At 36.2% G+C, this 15,826-nt stretch carries 21 protein-coding genes; 17 read left to right on the plus strand and 4 right to left on the minus strand.

Annotated elements, in window-relative coordinates; translation table 11 throughout:
- The first annotated feature begins 45 nt into the window (after nt 1-45).
- From CHI06_RS03740 to CHI06_RS03750, 3 genes are all read left to right on the plus strand, one after another.
- Complete coding sequence (locus CHI06_RS03740; RefSeq protein WP_095247085.1) at nt 46-996, plus strand: L-lactate dehydrogenase; 951 nt, start codon at nt 46-48, stop codon at nt 994-996.
- Between the two features lie 55 nt (nt 997-1,051).
- Nucleotides 1,052-1,258 (plus strand): hypothetical protein, encoded by a 207-nt coding sequence (locus CHI06_RS03745; RefSeq protein ID WP_095247086.1) that lies wholly within the window; start codon nt 1,052-1,054, stop codon nt 1,256-1,258.
- A 136-nt stretch (nt 1,259-1,394) separates the two neighbouring features.
- Nucleotides 1,395-2,966, plus strand: a complete 1,572-nt coding sequence (locus CHI06_RS03750) for a rhomboid family intramembrane serine protease (protein ID WP_373558130.1) — start codon at nt 1,395-1,397, stop codon at nt 2,964-2,966.
- Here the strand turns inward: CHI06_RS03750 and CHI06_RS03755 are convergent.
- The gene (locus CHI06_RS03755; RefSeq protein WP_095247088.1) at nt 2,929-3,756 is read right to left on the minus strand and encodes a hypothetical protein; all 828 of its coding nucleotides are present in this window, start codon (nt 3,754-3,756) and stop codon (nt 2,929-2,931) included. The genes CHI06_RS03750 and CHI06_RS03755 overlap by 38 nt on opposite strands.
- A 184-nt stretch (nt 3,757-3,940) precedes the next feature.
- Here CHI06_RS03755 and CHI06_RS03760 point away from each other — a divergent pair, with 184 nt between their 5' ends.
- The 4 genes from CHI06_RS03760 to CHI06_RS03775 all read left to right on the plus strand — a co-directional run bounded on the left by CHI06_RS03760 (nt 3,941) and on the right by CHI06_RS03775 (nt 7,759).
- A complete protein-coding gene (locus CHI06_RS03760; RefSeq protein ID WP_095247089.1) occupies nt 3,941-4,150 on the plus strand; it encodes a YqgQ family protein in 210 nt (69 codons plus the stop codon).
- 9 nt (nt 4,151-4,159) lie between these two features.
- Complete coding sequence (locus CHI06_RS03765; protein ID WP_095247090.1) at nt 4,160-5,134, plus strand: ROK family glucokinase; 975 nt, start codon at nt 4,160-4,162, stop codon at nt 5,132-5,134.
- Between the two features lie 100 nt (nt 5,135-5,234).
- On the plus strand, nt 5,235-6,422 hold the full coding sequence (locus CHI06_RS03770; protein WP_095247091.1) for a M14 family metallopeptidase: 1,188 nt from the start codon (nt 5,235-5,237) through the stop codon (nt 6,420-6,422).
- Nucleotides 6,423-6,616: 194 nt separating this feature from the next.
- Nucleotides 6,617-7,759, plus strand: a complete 1,143-nt coding sequence (locus CHI06_RS03775) for a hypothetical protein (RefSeq protein WP_095247092.1) — start codon at nt 6,617-6,619, stop codon at nt 7,757-7,759.
- Nucleotides 7,760-7,797: 38 nt separating this feature from the next.
- Here CHI06_RS03775 and CHI06_RS03780 read toward each other — a convergent pair whose 3' ends face one another.
- Nucleotides 7,798-7,974: a DUF2759 domain-containing protein gene (locus CHI06_RS03780; protein ID WP_095247093.1), complete on the minus strand. Its 177-nt coding sequence runs from the start codon at nt 7,972-7,974 to the stop codon at nt 7,798-7,800.
- Nucleotides 7,975-8,169: 195 nt separating this feature from the next.
- Between CHI06_RS03780 and CHI06_RS03785 the strand changes: the two genes are divergently transcribed.
- Nucleotides 8,170-8,805 (plus strand): MBL fold metallo-hydrolase, encoded by a 636-nt coding sequence (locus CHI06_RS03785; RefSeq protein ID WP_095247125.1) that lies wholly within the window; start codon nt 8,170-8,172, stop codon nt 8,803-8,805.
- Nucleotides 8,806-9,029: 224 nt separating this feature from the next.
- Nucleotides 9,030-10,112 (plus strand): class I SAM-dependent methyltransferase, encoded by a 1,083-nt coding sequence (locus tag CHI06_RS03790; RefSeq protein ID WP_095247094.1) that lies wholly within the window; start codon nt 9,030-9,032, stop codon nt 10,110-10,112.
- Between the two features lie 45 nt (nt 10,113-10,157).
- Here CHI06_RS03790 and CHI06_RS03795 read toward each other — a convergent pair whose 3' ends face one another.
- The gene (locus tag CHI06_RS03795) at nt 10,158-10,400 is read right to left on the minus strand and encodes a DUF2626 domain-containing protein (RefSeq protein ID WP_095247095.1); all 243 of its coding nucleotides are present in this window, start codon (nt 10,398-10,400) and stop codon (nt 10,158-10,160) included.
- 80 nt (nt 10,401-10,480) lie between these two features.
- Entirely contained in the window at nt 10,481-11,176 is a 696-nt protein-coding gene (locus tag CHI06_RS03800) for a helix-turn-helix transcriptional regulator (protein ID WP_095247096.1), read from the minus strand.
- A 294-nt stretch (nt 11,177-11,470) separates the two neighbouring features.
- Here CHI06_RS03800 and comGA point away from each other — a divergent pair, with 294 nt between their 5' ends.
- The 8 genes from comGA to CHI06_RS03840 all read left to right on the plus strand — a co-directional run bounded on the left by comGA (nt 11,471) and on the right by CHI06_RS03840 (nt 15,735).
- On the plus strand, nt 11,471-12,556 hold the full coding sequence (comGA, locus tag CHI06_RS03805) for a competence type IV pilus ATPase ComGA (RefSeq protein ID WP_095247097.1): 1,086 nt from the start codon (nt 11,471-11,473) through the stop codon (nt 12,554-12,556).
- Nucleotides 12,543-13,574 (plus strand): competence type IV pilus assembly protein ComGB, encoded by a 1,032-nt coding sequence (gene comGB, locus CHI06_RS03810; protein ID WP_095247098.1) that lies wholly within the window; start codon nt 12,543-12,545, stop codon nt 13,572-13,574. The genes comGA and comGB overlap by 14 nt, the downstream gene beginning before the upstream one ends.
- Before the next feature lie 34 nt (nt 13,575-13,608).
- The gene (gene comGC / locus CHI06_RS03815) at nt 13,609-13,920 is read left to right on the plus strand and encodes a competence type IV pilus major pilin ComGC (RefSeq protein ID WP_095247099.1); all 312 of its coding nucleotides are present in this window, start codon (nt 13,609-13,611) and stop codon (nt 13,918-13,920) included.
- On the plus strand, nt 13,920-14,354 hold the full coding sequence (comGD, locus tag CHI06_RS03820; RefSeq protein WP_095247100.1) for a competence type IV pilus minor pilin ComGD: 435 nt from the start codon (nt 13,920-13,922) through the stop codon (nt 14,352-14,354). Before comGC ends, comGD begins: the two co-directional genes overlap by 1 nt.
- The gene (locus CHI06_RS03825; protein WP_095247101.1) at nt 14,338-14,676 is read left to right on the plus strand and encodes a hypothetical protein; all 339 of its coding nucleotides are present in this window, start codon (nt 14,338-14,340) and stop codon (nt 14,674-14,676) included. The genes comGD and CHI06_RS03825 overlap by 17 nt, the downstream gene beginning before the upstream one ends.
- Nucleotides 14,660-15,100 carry a competence type IV pilus minor pilin ComGF gene (gene comGF, locus CHI06_RS03830; RefSeq protein WP_257009158.1) on the plus strand — a complete coding sequence of 147 codons (441 nt, stop codon included), beginning with the start codon at nt 14,660-14,662 and terminating at the stop codon, nt 15,098-15,100. Before CHI06_RS03825 ends, comGF begins: the two co-directional genes overlap by 17 nt.
- Entirely contained in the window at nt 15,097-15,480 is a 384-nt protein-coding gene (comGG, locus tag CHI06_RS03835; RefSeq protein WP_179292526.1) for a competence type IV pilus minor pilin ComGG, read from the plus strand. The genes comGF and comGG overlap by 4 nt, the downstream gene beginning before the upstream one ends.
- 69 nt (nt 15,481-15,549) lie before the next feature.
- Nucleotides 15,550-15,735 (plus strand): YqzE family protein, encoded by a 186-nt coding sequence (locus tag CHI06_RS03840; RefSeq protein WP_095247127.1) that lies wholly within the window; start codon nt 15,550-15,552, stop codon nt 15,733-15,735.
- Nucleotides 15,736-15,826 lie beyond the last annotated feature (91 nt).

The raw sequence follows: 15,826 nt of genomic DNA on the forward strand, positions 1-15,826 counted from the left end.
GTCTATGTAAAATTTTATAACCACTATCCCCCCAGAGGAGGAAATATCATGGTAAAAGTGAATAGAGTTGTCCTTGTTGGAACAGGTTTTGTAGGCTCAAGCTATGCCTTTGCTTTATTAAATCAAGGAATAACCGAGGAACTAGTATTAGTTGATTTAAACGAAGCAAAAGCTGAAGGGGATGCGATGGATTTAAATCATGGTTTGCCTTTTGCTCCTTCACGCACTAAAATTTGGTACGGAACCTATGCAGATTGTGATCAAGCTGACCTTGTCGTGATCACAGCTGGTGCTAACCAAAAACCAGGTGAAACACGCTTGGACCTTGTAGAGAAGAACACCAACATTTTTAAAGGTATAGTCGAACAAATAATGGCTAGTGGTTTTGATGGTATTTTCTTAGTTGCAACAAACCCAGTTGATATATTAACATATGCTGTCTGGAAATTTTCTGGTCTTCCAAAGGAACGTGTAATTGGTTCTGGAACTATTTTAGATACAGCAAGGTTCCGCTTCTTATTGGGACAGTATTATGATGTTGATACACGTAACGTTCATGCTTACATCATTGGCGAGCATGGGGACACGGAACTTCCAGTATGGAGCCACGCAGACATTGCTGGAATGAAAATCTCCGAATGGACAAGTAAACATGAAACAAACCAAGAGGACCTAGATAATATATTTATTAATGTCAGGGATGCTGCTTATCATATTATTGAACGAAAAGGTGCCACCTATTATGGAATTGCGATGGGGCTCGTTCGTTTAACAAAAGCGATATTGCGTGATGAAAATTCAGTTTTAACTGTCTCAGCTTATTTAGATGGTGAATATGGACATAAAGACGTCTATATTGGTGTACCTGCAGTAGTGAACCGCAGTGGAATAAGGGAAGTTGTAGAGCTTGATCTGAATAAGAAAGAAAAAGAAAAATTTACAAACTCTGTAAATGTACTAAAACAAACAATGAACCCTGTGTTAAGTAAGTTCTAATATAAAGTGGATAAAAACCAACTCCTATTCACATAATATCGATAGGAGGGATGATATGTCTCGTATGCTGACATCCATATTTATGATTGGATCCATTGGCTATTTTGCATTCCGCTTCAGATATCGGATTATTAACCTTTTACTCAGGTCAGGCTGGATGCGGCGAATAGCTGTAGGCTCGTTCATGAGTTTCCCTGGTGTTAAAAGTAAAATGATACAGACTGTATTTGGGGGACCAGCTGAAAGACCATCTGATTGGTGAAAGCCGCAGATGGTCTTTTTTTGTTGAAAAAATGCCTTCCTTATCATCTTGTTTAGTCATTATAAAGCTTGTTTTTCGTTTATAATGAAATAAATTAGTGAAAAAAAGATAAAAAATATAGTCTTAATAGAAAGTAGTGGGGGTATTGAATTATAAAGAGGAGTATGTCTTTTGGAGATTGGCAAATTTCTTTATTTCGGAGCAAGGCTACCGAATTATTCAATTATTTGAAAATCAAAAAGAATTATGGCTGGAAAAACTCGAAAATAAAAAGGCGCCAATACTTCGATTGGTACGGATTGATTTAGACTGGAGCAACTTGTTGCAAAGAGACATAGAATTTACAGCCTCAAATGGCGAACAGATACGGAAACAAATCGGGCGTAGCGAGCTTTCAGTTGTGAATATCTATATTAGTCAATTTCCTCCGGTTGATGACTATGAACATCGCCTGCAAAGTCCATTTATCGCTCCCCAGGCAAATAAAACGAGTGTAAGTTCATTATTATTAACGGGCAGCCAATACGAATCAGGATTTAAAGCATTATCAGAAAGACTGGAAAGAGAAATCTCCTTCCCAATACATGGTGAGTACTCAGACCAGGATGTTATGGTCCAAAAGAAAGCAGCATTAGATTCTGCACTTCAAATGTCTAAAAAAGAAAAAGAAATATTCTCGAATGGTAAACCATTTTTTACATACCTTTTTATGATTATCCAGGTTGCCGTTTTCTTATTATTAGAGCTTCAAGGGGGAAGCACGAATACCTCTACTCTGATTAAATATGGGGCCAAATTTAACCCTTATATTTACGAGGGAGAATGGTGGAGATTCATAACGCCTATTTTCCTTCATATCGGTTTTTTACATTTAGCAATGAATACCTTGGCTTTATACTTTTTAGGTCCGGCAGTGGAAAAAATCTTTGGGAATACCCGATTTTTATTTATCTATCTTTTTGCGGGTATATCAGGGGTTATTGCCAGTTTTATATTTAGCCCAAATATTTCAGCAGGAGCAAGTGGAGCAATCTTCGGCTGTTTTGGGGCATTGCTTTATTTTGCACTCATGTATCCAAAGCTTTTTTTTCGGACAATGGGTACTAGTGTCATTACAGTACTGGTCTTTAATTTAATATTTGGATTCACCGTATCCATCGTAGATAATGCCGGACATTTAGGAGGTTTGGCTGGCGGTTTCCTTGCAGCTGGAATCCTCCACTTCCCTAAGAAGAAAAAGCCATTTTTACAGATACTATTTATGTTACTATCAGCCTCTATCATATATGGGTCCTTAGTGTATGGTTTTCAACATTCGAAAACAAGTGGAAATGAAAGCTCTACTATGATGTTAGCCCAAGAATATATTAAACAAGAGAACTATGAACAAGCATATGACGTATTAACGAAATACGTAAAGGACGCTGGTAAACCATCTCTAGAAGTATATTTTGCCTTGTCTTTTGTAGAAATAAAATTGAACAAACTCGATGATGCTAAATCTCATCTGCTGAAGGTCATACAATTAGACCCTGATTTACCTGAAGCCTACTATAATTTAGCCTTACTCCATTTAGAGGAAAACGACCTAAATGAGGCAAAAAACAATGCTGAAAAGGCGTCAGAATTAAAACCAAGCCAACAGGAATATTCTGACTTGGTTCAGGAACTTAATCGTTTACTGCCATCATCTGACGGAGAAGAATAGGTTCACCTAAAGCGGTCTCTGTTAATACTAATAAATGTGACTTGTCGGTTGCGATTAAAATAAGCGGAAGGGTACTGCCTTTGGGACTTTCAATGGCATCCTCTGCTTTTTTTATTCCAAGAATATAATTTTTATACAAGCCCTCCCAAAGGTTTCCTACAATTTTAGCGGTTTCTGGTTTTGTAAAACCCGGTAAGGAGTCCTTGGCCAGTTCATTAAACTCGCTAAGGGGATATGCTTGGTAGTTGCTCAAATTAATAGAAAAATGACGTAATCCTTTGTTCCAACTGAGCTGCAGCATTGTTTCTATCTGCTGTTCCAACTGTTTCTTTACATTATCAGCATGAGCTGTAAGGAAGAAAGTTTGGTCCGCAGACATTGCTTGAGAACTGAAAATTTTATTTTCATTTTCATGGAGCTCTGCATGGTGAAAGGTAATGGCTTGTAATAGAACATTTTTGTCCAATGTCATTCTTTTTTCCTGTTCAATTACTGCAGTATTCTGCTTCCAGTTCCAAAGTTGATCAATAAGACGTCCGTTGGCATACAGCAAAGCAGCATCCTGCCTTAAGTATGCTTTACGATCCAAAGTGGAATGTTCCTTCCATAAAATTGTATTTGCTGGATTATTCATCACTGTAAGGATCGTCTGTGCTGTTTTAAAGCTTACATTGGGATCAATCGGAAAGTAGGTGATACTCTCCTGTATTTTCGGATTTTTATACTGATGTATTGTAAAAGCTAGAATAACAATGATAAATACTCCTAGCATCAAATAGTTTTTTTTCATCTAATCCCATCCTTCTTTTTTACTATTAAGAGATTAATAGCAGCTATATTAAAGTTATATGGAATCAATTGACTGGACATGCCAGATTCTTGCATTTCTTAGCAAGAACTGCTTGAGGGTGGTATGGGCTTAAGGTATACTTTACATGTAATGTTTCTCATTCTTTATGTAAGAGGGCTAAAAGATGAAGTCAATTTATGATATTCAACAATTTTTAAAACAATATGGAACAATTATTTATATTGGAGATCGAATCGCAGACCTAGAATTAATGGAGTCAGAATTAAAAGATTTGTATCAAGCTCAGTTAATTGAACCGAAAGAATACTCGACTGCACTGTTAATTTTAAGACATGAAATTAGATTTTTAAAAGAAAAAGAAGAAAAAAGATAGGTGATTATGGTGTCGGAAAAATGGATTGTTGGTGTTGACCTGGGTGGGACCACTACAAAAATAGCTTTTATTAACTTGAACGGAGAAATCCTTCATAAGTGGGAAATTCCTACTGATAACTCTAATGAAGGTCAAAATATTACGAGTAATATTGCGAATGCAATCAATCAAAAATTAGCAGATATAAATGTACAAAAGTCCAAATTAATTGGAATTGGTATGGGAGCACCAGGACCTATAGATTATGAAACTGGAGTTGTTTTAAATGTTGTTAATCTTGGATGGAAGGATAACTTTCCTTTACAAGAAAGTTTGCATTCACTAACAGCCTTGCCGGTTGTTATTGAAAACGATGCTAATTGTGCAGCGTTGGGGGAAATGTGGAATGGTGCTGGTAAGGGTGCCAGAGATTTAGTTTGTGTGACACTTGGAACGGGTGTAGGCGGCGGAGTTATTGCTAATGGTGATATCGTACGAGGTATTAACGGTGCAGCTGGAGAAATTGGCCATATCACGTCTATCCCTTTTGGAGGAGCGCCTTGTAACTGTGGAAAGACTGGCTGTTTGGAAACAATTGCTTCCGCAACGGGCATTGTTCGTCTGGCTGAAATTGAACTTTCAAAAGCTAAAGCAAAGGGACAGCTGGCCATTTTACTTTCTGAAAATGGGAAAGTTACAGCGAAGGATGTTTTTGATAGCGCTCGTAATGGTGATGAACTGGCTAAAAACATAGTCGATGAAGTTGCCTTTCATTTAGGATTTGTTCTTGCAAATATTGCTAATACACTGAATCCGGAAACCATTGTACTTGGCGGTGGTGTATCTCGTGCAGGGGACGTTTTATTAGACGCAGTAAAGGTAAACTTCTCTATGTTTGCTTTCTCATCAGTTAGAGATTCTACAACTCTTTCACTGGCAACATTAGGTAATGATGCGGGAGCAATTGGTGCGGCTTGGCTTATAAAAAATAAACTAGAATTATAAAGAACAACCTAAACCTGCATTTTTTAGCAGGTTTTTTGTTGTGCTCATTTTCTCCTGTCGTTCGTCATATTATTTTTATGATGGAAGGAGGGAGAAAAATATGGAAGTTCGAGTCCGTGAAGGTGATTCCTTTTCGTATTATGGTCGATTATTTATGGTCCCGCTTGAACTTATTACCGATTCAAACGAGAAGGTAAACCCAACCAGTTTGAAATCTGGTACAAAAATAGTTATTCCAGGCTACGTTTCTGTTCCGTACACAATAAAAGAAGACGATACTTTGTGGAAAATTGGAAATGAAAATAATCTACAGATTGACGCTGTCATGATTCTCAATCAAATGAAAGATCCCAATCGCTTAATACCAGGTGAAATCCTTTATCTTCCAGAACGAATTGCAAAGCAAAATGTTAGTTCAAAATTACCATTTGGTTCAGGGATATTAGTGAAACAAATAAAAACTCTTAAAAAGTTTTATCCATTTATTAATGTTGAGACTATAGGGACTAGTGTTTTAGGGAATCCCATTCAAGAAATTAGAATTGGAAAAGGGTTGAAAAAGGTTCATATGAACGCCTCTTTTCATGCAAACGAATGGATTACAACGATGGTATTAATGACCCTAATGAATCAGTACCTCATTTCATTAACAAATCGAACTGCATATAGAGGAATTAATACAATAAATTTATATAATGAAACGGAATTATCAATTGTACCAATGGTTAATCCAGACGGGGTAGACCTAGTATTAAATGGTCCACCAACAAGCCGTCGGGATGAAGTGGTGAATATCAATGAAGGCAGCAATGAATTTGTTCATTGGAAGGCAAATATAAGAGGGGTAGACTTAAACAACCAGTTTCCGGCGAATTGGGAGATTGAGCAGGAGAGGAAGGAACCTAAGTCTCCCGCACCAAGAGATTATCCAGGCAAGTCTTCTTTATCAGAACCTGAAGCAATTACTATGGCTGATTTAATGAAAAAAAATAATTACGACAGAATACTAGCCTTTCATACTCAAGGTGAAGAGTTCTATTGGGGATATGAAGGCTTCGAACCTCCTGAATCAGAAGTCCTGGCAAAGGAATTCGAACGAGTAAGTGGTTACAAGGCGATACGAAATGTCGATAGTCATGCGGGATTCAAGGACTGGTATATACAAGAGTTTAAACGCCCAGGTTTTACTTTAGAACTCGGAAGGGGAATAAATCCATTGCCCTTATCTCATTTTAATGACATTCTCCAAAAAGTTGAGGGTATATTTCTAGCCGCACTTTATTTGTAAATAGTACTTCCATGACTTGTAAAATGATTTCAATGACATTAAAATAAACTATTGTGCTGGTTATTTGTGAATAGAAGAAAAGTCGTATGCATGCGACTTTTTTCTTGTTTTTTAAAATAATTCTGTTATTATTGAAACATTTTTGTAATGAAAACGTACTAATCATTAAGGAGAAAATAGGAGGGAGGGGAAAAATGAGTTTATACAAAAGGAAAATAAATATTAAATATATGTTTCAAATCATGTTTTTGCTCATTTTCACCTCCTTTTTTAGTGCTTGTACTCATCAACAAGATGCCAAGCCCAGCCCTTCTAAAGAAATTGACAAGGATAATAACAAACCCTCACAGCCAGTAGCAGCTTGGAAACTCCCAATTAAAATACCTGAAGGTGAATTCTATAAAGTAGGGAGCTGGTTTTCTGACCATCAGTTACTCTACATTACTAACCTTGAGCAATCATCATCAGTATATTTTTATAATCTTTTAACTGGTAAAAGTGAATTACTATATAAGAGCGAGTTCCCAATTGTCACCTTACAGGTTAGCCCATCAAAAAAGTATATACTAATACAAACTTCTCCTTCCACCTATGAAGGACAAGTTATCATACTTTCTTCTGAGGGCTCTGAGTTAATGAAGCAATCTTTCCCTTCTTATGAATTAGCCTTTGAATGGAACCCATTTAATGAATCGGAGATTCTAATCTCTGCTTTTAAAGAAGATTGGACATATCAAATGCTGCTGCTTAATATTGAACAAAGTAAAACAACTGAATTATCAATTCCTCAACCATTTATTAAGTGGGTAGGAAAAGATGAAGTTGCCTATCTGAACTGGGATGAAACCAGTCCTTCACTTTTTGCGCCACTCATGTCGAAGAAAATAGGAGCTGAGGGTGAGGAAGTACTATTCAATGATGTACTCCAATTCTCAACCTATCATAATATTCTAATGACTGTTACCGCTAGGGATGAGGAGCAATTACAGGCATCTTATCGTTTTTATAATAAGGATAAAAAGGAGCTTTATTCTTTTTCTATCCCTCATTTGACAATGTTCTCAGGCTGGTTAGTTCCTTACCATGACTTTAATGAAAGTAAAGGGAAATTCATTACCTTAAAGCCTTTAAAAAGTGCAGAAGCCGATGCTTACAGTGAAGGCTTTGAGCTTATAAGCTATGATATTAATAAGGGCATCAGCAATATGATTTTGCAAGGAATGAAGAATGAACCAATTCAGCTTTCACCTTCTGGCGAAGCTGCACTGTATGGAAATCGTTTTGAAAAAATCATTCATTTAAAAACAAAAGAAATATCTGAGCTCGTAGATAAATAAAAAGACTGCCGTTTGGCAGTCTTTTAATTTTATTGAGCTTAATGTGTTCCAGTAGGAAAACCACTTTCAATAACGGTCATGATTGCAAACCAGCCAAAAACAGCCAATGTTGCTACGGCCCAAAATGCCCCTAAGAAATTTTTATTTTTTAGGGCAGTGAATGCACCATAAGCAGCAAGTAAGGCAACCAAAGCAAAAATAATAACTACTCCCATTAATAAAGCCCCCTTTATTAGATAATACTTGGACTTAGCCCAACTCTCTAAAATAGTTATGTAAGAATATTATATACATTCGATTCTTATTTTATATTCTTTTTTATCATTTGTCGAGGGCTAAAAATGTTAGCAATGCAGCTTACATAGTGTAAAATAATAGTAATGCAAAAATAGTTGGAGGTAATGAAAGAAATGAAATGGTCTCAAATCCCTCTAGGGGTATTACAAACAAATTGTTACATAGTGGAAAGTCCTGATAAATCCTGTTTAATCTTTGATCCAGGCAGTGAAGGGAAAAAGCTAATAAAGTGGCTAACGAAGAGAGAACTCAAGCCAATTGCTATTTTTTTAACTCATGCACATTTTGACCATATTGGTGCAGTTGATGTGGTAAGAGACTACTATAATATTCCTGTTTACATTCATGAAGAGGAAGAAGATTGGCTGATAGATCCGGCTTTAAATGGCTCGAAGTTTTTTCAAATGCAAGAGTTAATGAAAATGAAAAAAGCTGACAATATCTTGAAAAAAGAAGAAACTTTAACAATTGGTGATTTTACTTTCTCAATCTTTGAGACTCCAGGACATTCACCTGGTAGTGTATCGTATTACTTTGAGTCTGAGGGATTTGTTGTATCAGGGGATGCACTATTTAAGAGCAGTATTGGTCGAACAGATCTTCCAGGGGGTAACCATAAACAATTAATGAAGAGCATCCATGAAAAATTATTATTTTTACCTGAAGAAACAGCTGTTTTATCGGGGCATGGACCTATAACCACTATTGGAGAAGAGATGGATAGTAATCCGTATATAAATGGGTTTTAAAATCAAAAGCGGAAGCGCCTTGTCCAGGGAAAAATGCAGTTCAATTTTTCCTAGGCGCTGGAGCTAGACGATTGTATCAAAAGAAAAAACCCTTCTCGTTGGAGAAGGGTATTTCTGGGGGATGTCCTATTATAAATAATGGGAGGGATATAGTTAAGCTACTAAAAATACAATATAACAAAGTTAACACTATGTCAATGATGTAAACTGGAAGAAGGAAAATTATGTTCACCTATTTAAAGAGGTTAATTTCAAACTCAGAACTAAACTTAATATCTTATGCAGAGTACATTGAGGCAGTCCTCTATCATCCTGTATTAGGATACTATATGAAAAGTAAACAAAAAATTGGCAGCCAGGGAGATTTTATAACGACAAGTAATATTTCTGATATTTATGGGCGAATTATTGCAAAATGGTTTGCAAATGTTTGTAAGGAAAATAATTTAGAACCTATTTTTTGTGAGATTGGTGCAGGAAATGGCCGTTTTGCTCATGCCTTTTTACAGGAATGGGAGAATTCCATCAAAACCCCATTAAAATACATAATTGTAGAAAGTAGTCCTTATCATTTGAATTTGCAAAATGAATTATTAAAGCCTGCCTATATTGTTACCCAAGTAACCAAGCTTGATGAACTAGAGCCTTTTGAAGGGATGGTCTTTTCCAATGAATTATTTGATGCCATGCCTGTTCATGTAATTGAGCAAGAGAACAATCAATTGTATGAAGTAATGGTGGGAATGAAAAATGAGAGCTTATATGAGGAAAAGGTTCCTTTAATTAATCCAGCTATCTATACTTTTTTAGAGGAGAGCGATCTGGTATTGAAGGAAAAGCAGCGAATAGAAGTCCCTTTGTTAATGGAAGGGATGGTGCAGGATATATCCCGTGTGTTAAAGAGGGGGCTTGTCTTAACAGCAGATTATGGTTATACCAAGGAGGACTGGAAGCATCCTTCAAGAATAATGGGAAGCTTAAGGGGATATTATCAGCATCAAATGATTCATGATGTTTTGGAGCACCCTGGAGAGATGGACATAACGACACACATTCATTTTGATTGGCTAATTCAAAAGGGCCAGCAGGCAGAATTGTTATTCTATTCAAAGCTTAGGCAGGATGAATTTTTACTTAAAGCAGGAATATTAAAGGAGTTAGAAAGCCATTATGATCCAAATCCTTTTTCAGAGGTAAGTAAACGAAATCGTGCTATTCGCAGTTTGATTATGCCATCTGGTATGAGTTCTTTTTTTCACATAGTCATTCAACAAAAAGGTATCAATGGTAATCTATTTCTAAAATAAAAAACACCGGAAAAGGTCCGGTGTTTTTTATGTGTTAATATCTTCTCAATGTCCTCCACCCAGTGGCATCATAAATGTTGTCCAATAAGTGAAACCTGCGAAGAATACTGTCAAATACCCACAGAAAACATACATGTACATACGTTCTGATAATTTTAAATAGCTTAACAAAACAAAGAATCCAGTTTGGGCCAAGAAAAGCATGGCAGTTTTATCCATATCACCTAGATAGAACATTACGGTGAAAATACCTGTCCAAAAACCCAAGACTCTGTACATACGATCCATATGTATCCCTCCTTTTCCCCTACAGTACCATCAAGAAATATTATAAAGAAAAGGAGTTCAAAAGTAAATAAAGTTTCAAATTAGTTTGAAACAAGCGCCTGGTAAGAACAAGTTTCACAACCAGATATGATATTTTCTTTCTCAACCAGCTCTACTTTGTCAAATAATGCCTCGAACATTCCTTTTAGGAACTCATGATGCATAGCACAAACACTTTCGTGTTCCTCTGCCACTTCTTTGAACGGACAATTATAAATCTGGAAGAAAATTTTTGTGTGATCCCCATTAACTTCAAATTCTGGATAGAATCCAGCTAATGTTGCAGCACTTTTTAATATGCTTAACTTTTGATCGAATTCTATTTCTTCCCCAAAGGATTTTCTTGCCAATTCCTGCTCAATCACTTCAGTCCCAAAACGCTTACCAGTTAAATAAAGAGCTTGTTTACCAGCCTCACCTAACGTTAGCATAGTAGTAATTGCAACTTTGGATAGAAGCATAAAATCCCGGAACGGGAAGTGCAATTGAATTACATCGTCCGATAAACGATATAATCTACTTGGTCTGCCGCCTTTACCAGTCTTTTTAGTTTCAGAAGCTAACATGTTAACATCTTCAAGCTTAGATAAATGTAATCTTGCAACATTGGGATGAATATTAAAGTTCTCCGCCACTTCTTGTACAGTTACTTCTTGGTGACGTTTCGTAATGTATTGATAGATGTAATACCTGGTTGGATCTGATAAAACATTTGTTATCTTTAATGTTTGTTCCATCTCTAGTTCACCTCGAACCCCCATAATTTAAAACAATTATAATACAGCGATTTAAACATGGGAATGAGGTTAACAATGTTAACACTATATGTTTAGAAATTGTTCACATTTGCCGAATGTGCATCGGGGTTTAGTTATGCAAATGTTGTACAAAATATATACAACCTGTCTGTCAATAGTTGTTTTCTAGGGGATAATGGAGTGATAAACTCCGAAAATATTTTTTTAAAAAAGAGAAGAATCTTGAAGGAAAAGATTGAAAGATGTCGAATAACTACAAAGACAAAATAAAAGGTGGTGTTATTCATTGTAAGTTCAATTGAAATACTAGCAAATAGGATTATCACAGATGCTGCAAGAAACCAAGCTACAGATATTCACATTGTACCAAGAAAGAAAGACACTCTCATTCAAATCCGCTTAACGAACAAACTCATTCCCCGGTTATCACTTCCAAAAGATGAATGCGACAGATTAATTTCACATTTTAAGTTTACTGCAAATATGGATATCGGAGAACGAAGACGCCCACAAAGCGGTGCGATTTTTTGTGAGGTGGATGGAAAATTAATGGGTCTTAGACTTTCAACCCTTCCATCTAACAATCGAGAAAGTCTGGTTATCAGACTATTGCCTCAACAAGAACAGATTCCCTTTCACCAACTCTCACTTTTTCCTGGAATGACCAGAAAACTACTTGCCCTTCTAAAACACGCACATGGATTAATTATCTTTACTGGTCCGACCGGATCGGGAAAAACCACAACTCTTTACTCCCTTTTAAATGAAACCGCACATCTTTTTCATCGTAACGTAATCACACTTGAAGACCCTATCGAAAAAAACTACGATTCTGTTTTACAAATACAAGTGAATGAAAAAGCGGGCATAACATACGCTGCTGGCCTTAAGGCGATTCTTCGTCATGATCCCGACATTATTATGGTCGGTGAAATACGTGATGCGGAAACGGCTAAAATTGCAGTGCGGGCTGCATTAACGGGACATTTGGTACTCAGTACCATGCATACAAGGGATGCGAAGGGGGCGGTATATCGTCTCCATGAGTTTGGTGTAAATTGGTTAGAGGTAGAACAAACCTTAATTGCTGTTACAGCACAGCGATTAGTGGAGCTAACATGTCCGTATTGCCAAGGGGAGTGTTCGCCCTTCTGCTACTCATATGGGAGATGGAAAAGGGCGAGTGTTTTTGAACTTCTATCAGGGAGAAATCTTAATGCTGCGATGAAAGAAGCGAAAGGAGAAAATATAATATCGCGATACACGACAGTAAGGAAAGTTATAAACAAGGGGATTGCTCTGGGTTATATTAAAGAGTCTGAATACGATCGCTTGGTGTATGATCATGAAGCGCCATAATTGGTCTGTTAATGAGCAGGCTAATTTCTTAAAACGGATAGGAGAATTATTGGCACGCGGGTACCCTATTGCAGAAGCAATTGAAAGCTTATCCTTACATTTACCAAAAAATCGAAAGGAGGAGCTTTACCAATGTTTGGCAGATTTAAAAAATGGGATATCATTTCATGATGTCTTAGGTAATCTTGGCTTTCACAAGGATTTAATTGGTTATGTCTATTTTGCAGAACAGCATGGCAGCTTTGCAGAGGCACTCCTAGAAGGCAGCTCTCTAGCATTAGTAAAAGAGAATGATAGAAAAAAATTAGTAAAACTTATACAGTATCCAGCCTTACTGATCTTTATTACTGGTTTTTTGTTAATGTTTGTACAGAAATCATTGCTGCCCAAATTTACAAGTCTCTTCGAATCTATGAGTCTTGAAGCAAATTTCTTTATGAAGGTACTCTACTCATTTGACACCTATGTTCCAATATTAATGGCTATCTTCCTGCTTCTTTTGGCATTAGGTGCCACTTATTATATTTTTGTATTTCGGAAAATCTCCGTCCTGCAGCAGCGGTCACTACTCGTAAGAATTCCGATTGCGGGAAGAATCCTCAAATTGTTGTTTACCCATTATTTTTCTGTCCAGCTAAGTTTTCTTTTATCAGGGGGAATATCCGTATTTGAAGCCCTGCTTTTATTTGAAAAGAATCAAAGGCAGCCATTTTATAGCCAGTTGGGATTGGAAATCAAGCAAAAGCTGTTAACCGGTGAAAAACTTGAGTCAATCTTGGCTCGGTTTCCATTTTTTGAAAAAGAATTCCCAATGATAATAAAACATGGTCAAGAAAATGGAAAATTGGAACAAGAATTACTTTTCTTTAGTCAGCATTGCTTATTGAATATGGAGGAAGGGATTGAAAAAAGCTTAAAATTGATCCAGCCTGTTCTTTATGTCTTTATCGGTTTTCTCGTTGTATCAATGTATTTGGCAATATTATTACCAATGTTCCAGCTATTAGATGGAATATAGAAAAGCTTACAATATTAAATTGGAGGAATGAATGATGAAAAATGAAAAAGGTTTTACACTTGTTGAAATGATGATTGTTATGCTGGTTATTTCTGTTTTACTAATTGTTACAATTCCAAATGTGGCTAAGCACAATACTAATATTAACAACAAAGGCTGTGAAGCATATGTGAAGATGGTTCAAGCACAGGTACAATCTTATATAATCGACAAGAATAAGGTACCTACAATGGCAAATCTTATTTCAGAAGAATACCTTATGGAAGATAAAGGTTGTCCAAATGGAACAAAAAATGTATTAATCGATTCAGAAGGAAAAGTAACCGCAGCAGCAACAACATCTTAATGCACAACAATCAAAACGGATTTACATTAATTGAATCTTTGATTGTTCTCTCCATCTTTTTAATCATCTCTTCGATTACTGTCTTTAGCATAAAGCCACAATACCAAATAGCTACTAACAAGTCCTTTATTTCCCAATTAAAAGCAGATTTATATTACGGTCAGCAGTACGCCATCGCTAATCAGACGGAAGTGAGAGTTATCTTTATTGAGAATGAGCATTCGTATGTCATCGCAGCAGGTGCTAATAGCATTGTTGAAAGAAATTATTCTCCGAAGATAACAGTAGGTCAGGGCACCATCCAATTATATTTTAAATATAATCCGAATGGGAATGTAGATAGATTCGGTACAATATTTATTCGGACACCGCAGGAGGATTACAAATTAACTCTTTTAATTGGAAAGGGACGGTTTTATGTTTTGGAAGAATGATGGCTATTTTTTACTTGAGCTCCTTTTATCATTGTCCGCTTTGTTTATGCTGAGTATGTTTTTTTTGCCCTTGTTAATAGATTTGGCAAATCAATCTCAGCAGCTTATAAGAGATAAAAGAGCTAAACAGTTTTTATTTGAGGAACTACAAGCAAATTTAATTGAGGACAGGATTAATACCCAATACGCCATCACTCTTAATGAAACAGAATATAAGATTTACTGGCGTCTGACCTCAGTTAGTGGACAAAAGGAGGTTTGTGTAAAAGTTGAAGAAAATACACTTCTCCCAAGTTTTGAAGACTGTGCGATACCCGAATGAAAAAGCTTTTACTCTCCTCGAAGTGCTTTTTGCATTCTCAATCTTCACAACAATCGTGTTTTTCATGTTTCCGGTATTTCAAATCATATCAGACAATAAAGATTCAAATGGAAGGCTTCAAGCGATGGAATGGGATGTATTTTGCAGTCAGATAAAAAAGGAAATCCATATTAGCTCTAAAGCGGAAGTAATATCAGGGAACCTAGTATTAACCCTAAATAATGAAAAAATTTTATATGAAAAGTATGGCAGTAATATAAGAAAGCGAGTGAATTCTACTGGTCATGAAACATTACTGCAGAATGTTTCTTTGGTCACTTTTACTAGGATAAAAAACTCAGTGAAAATTACTGTAAAAGATGTTTGGGAAAGAGAATATAGTGTTGTAGTGCATTCCTATATTGAATGGTTTCCAATATTATGAGGAAAGATGAACGAGGATTTACATACCCATTAACTTTGGTGGTACTCATTCTGTTTCTATCAATCTTTTCCTTTCGTGTAGAACAATTGCTTTCTGAAAGGAAATTATCACATGAAACAACTGTGATTCTTCAGGAGGAATATTATTTCCATTCTTCTTTTAAAAAAATCGAAAAAATATTGCAATCGGGTGGTGTTATACCAGTAAAGGGTTCATTCTCCTATCAAAAAGGGATTATTGGATATCAAGCCGACATTCCGATTGGATCGGTTCAGAAAATTAACTTTACGCTTGAAATGCACACAGGTGAAACAGTGGAAGGACGCGGTTTTTTTGATATTGCTGCAAAAAAAATGATTAAATGGGCTGAACTATATTAAGGGTGTTAGTTGTTTGAAATAAAAAAACATGGACATACTTGTAGGGAAGAAATAAAGGCAGGTGTGTCCATGAAAACAAATGATTATGTAAAATATATGACTCAAACTCTTGTTAAATATGCGGACCAGCCAAAAGATGAGCGAAAACGGCTCCGGGAAGAGAGAAAGCTAGCCAAGGCATCTTTTTGGTATCGTTGGTTTGGGATTCTTCCCTATATTTTTTATATCGAAGTAAAAAATAGGAGAAAAAGGTAAAGAAGCAGATTGATGTCTGCTTCTTTATTTTATTGGCTAGGATTAGGTATAGTGCACAAATCAACAACCACCAAAATTAACACAGCCAATT

This window comes from Bacillus sp. 7884-1 (assembly GCF_002272245.1).
Classification (GTDB): domain Bacteria; phylum Bacillota; class Bacilli; order Bacillales; family Cytobacillaceae; genus Neobacillus.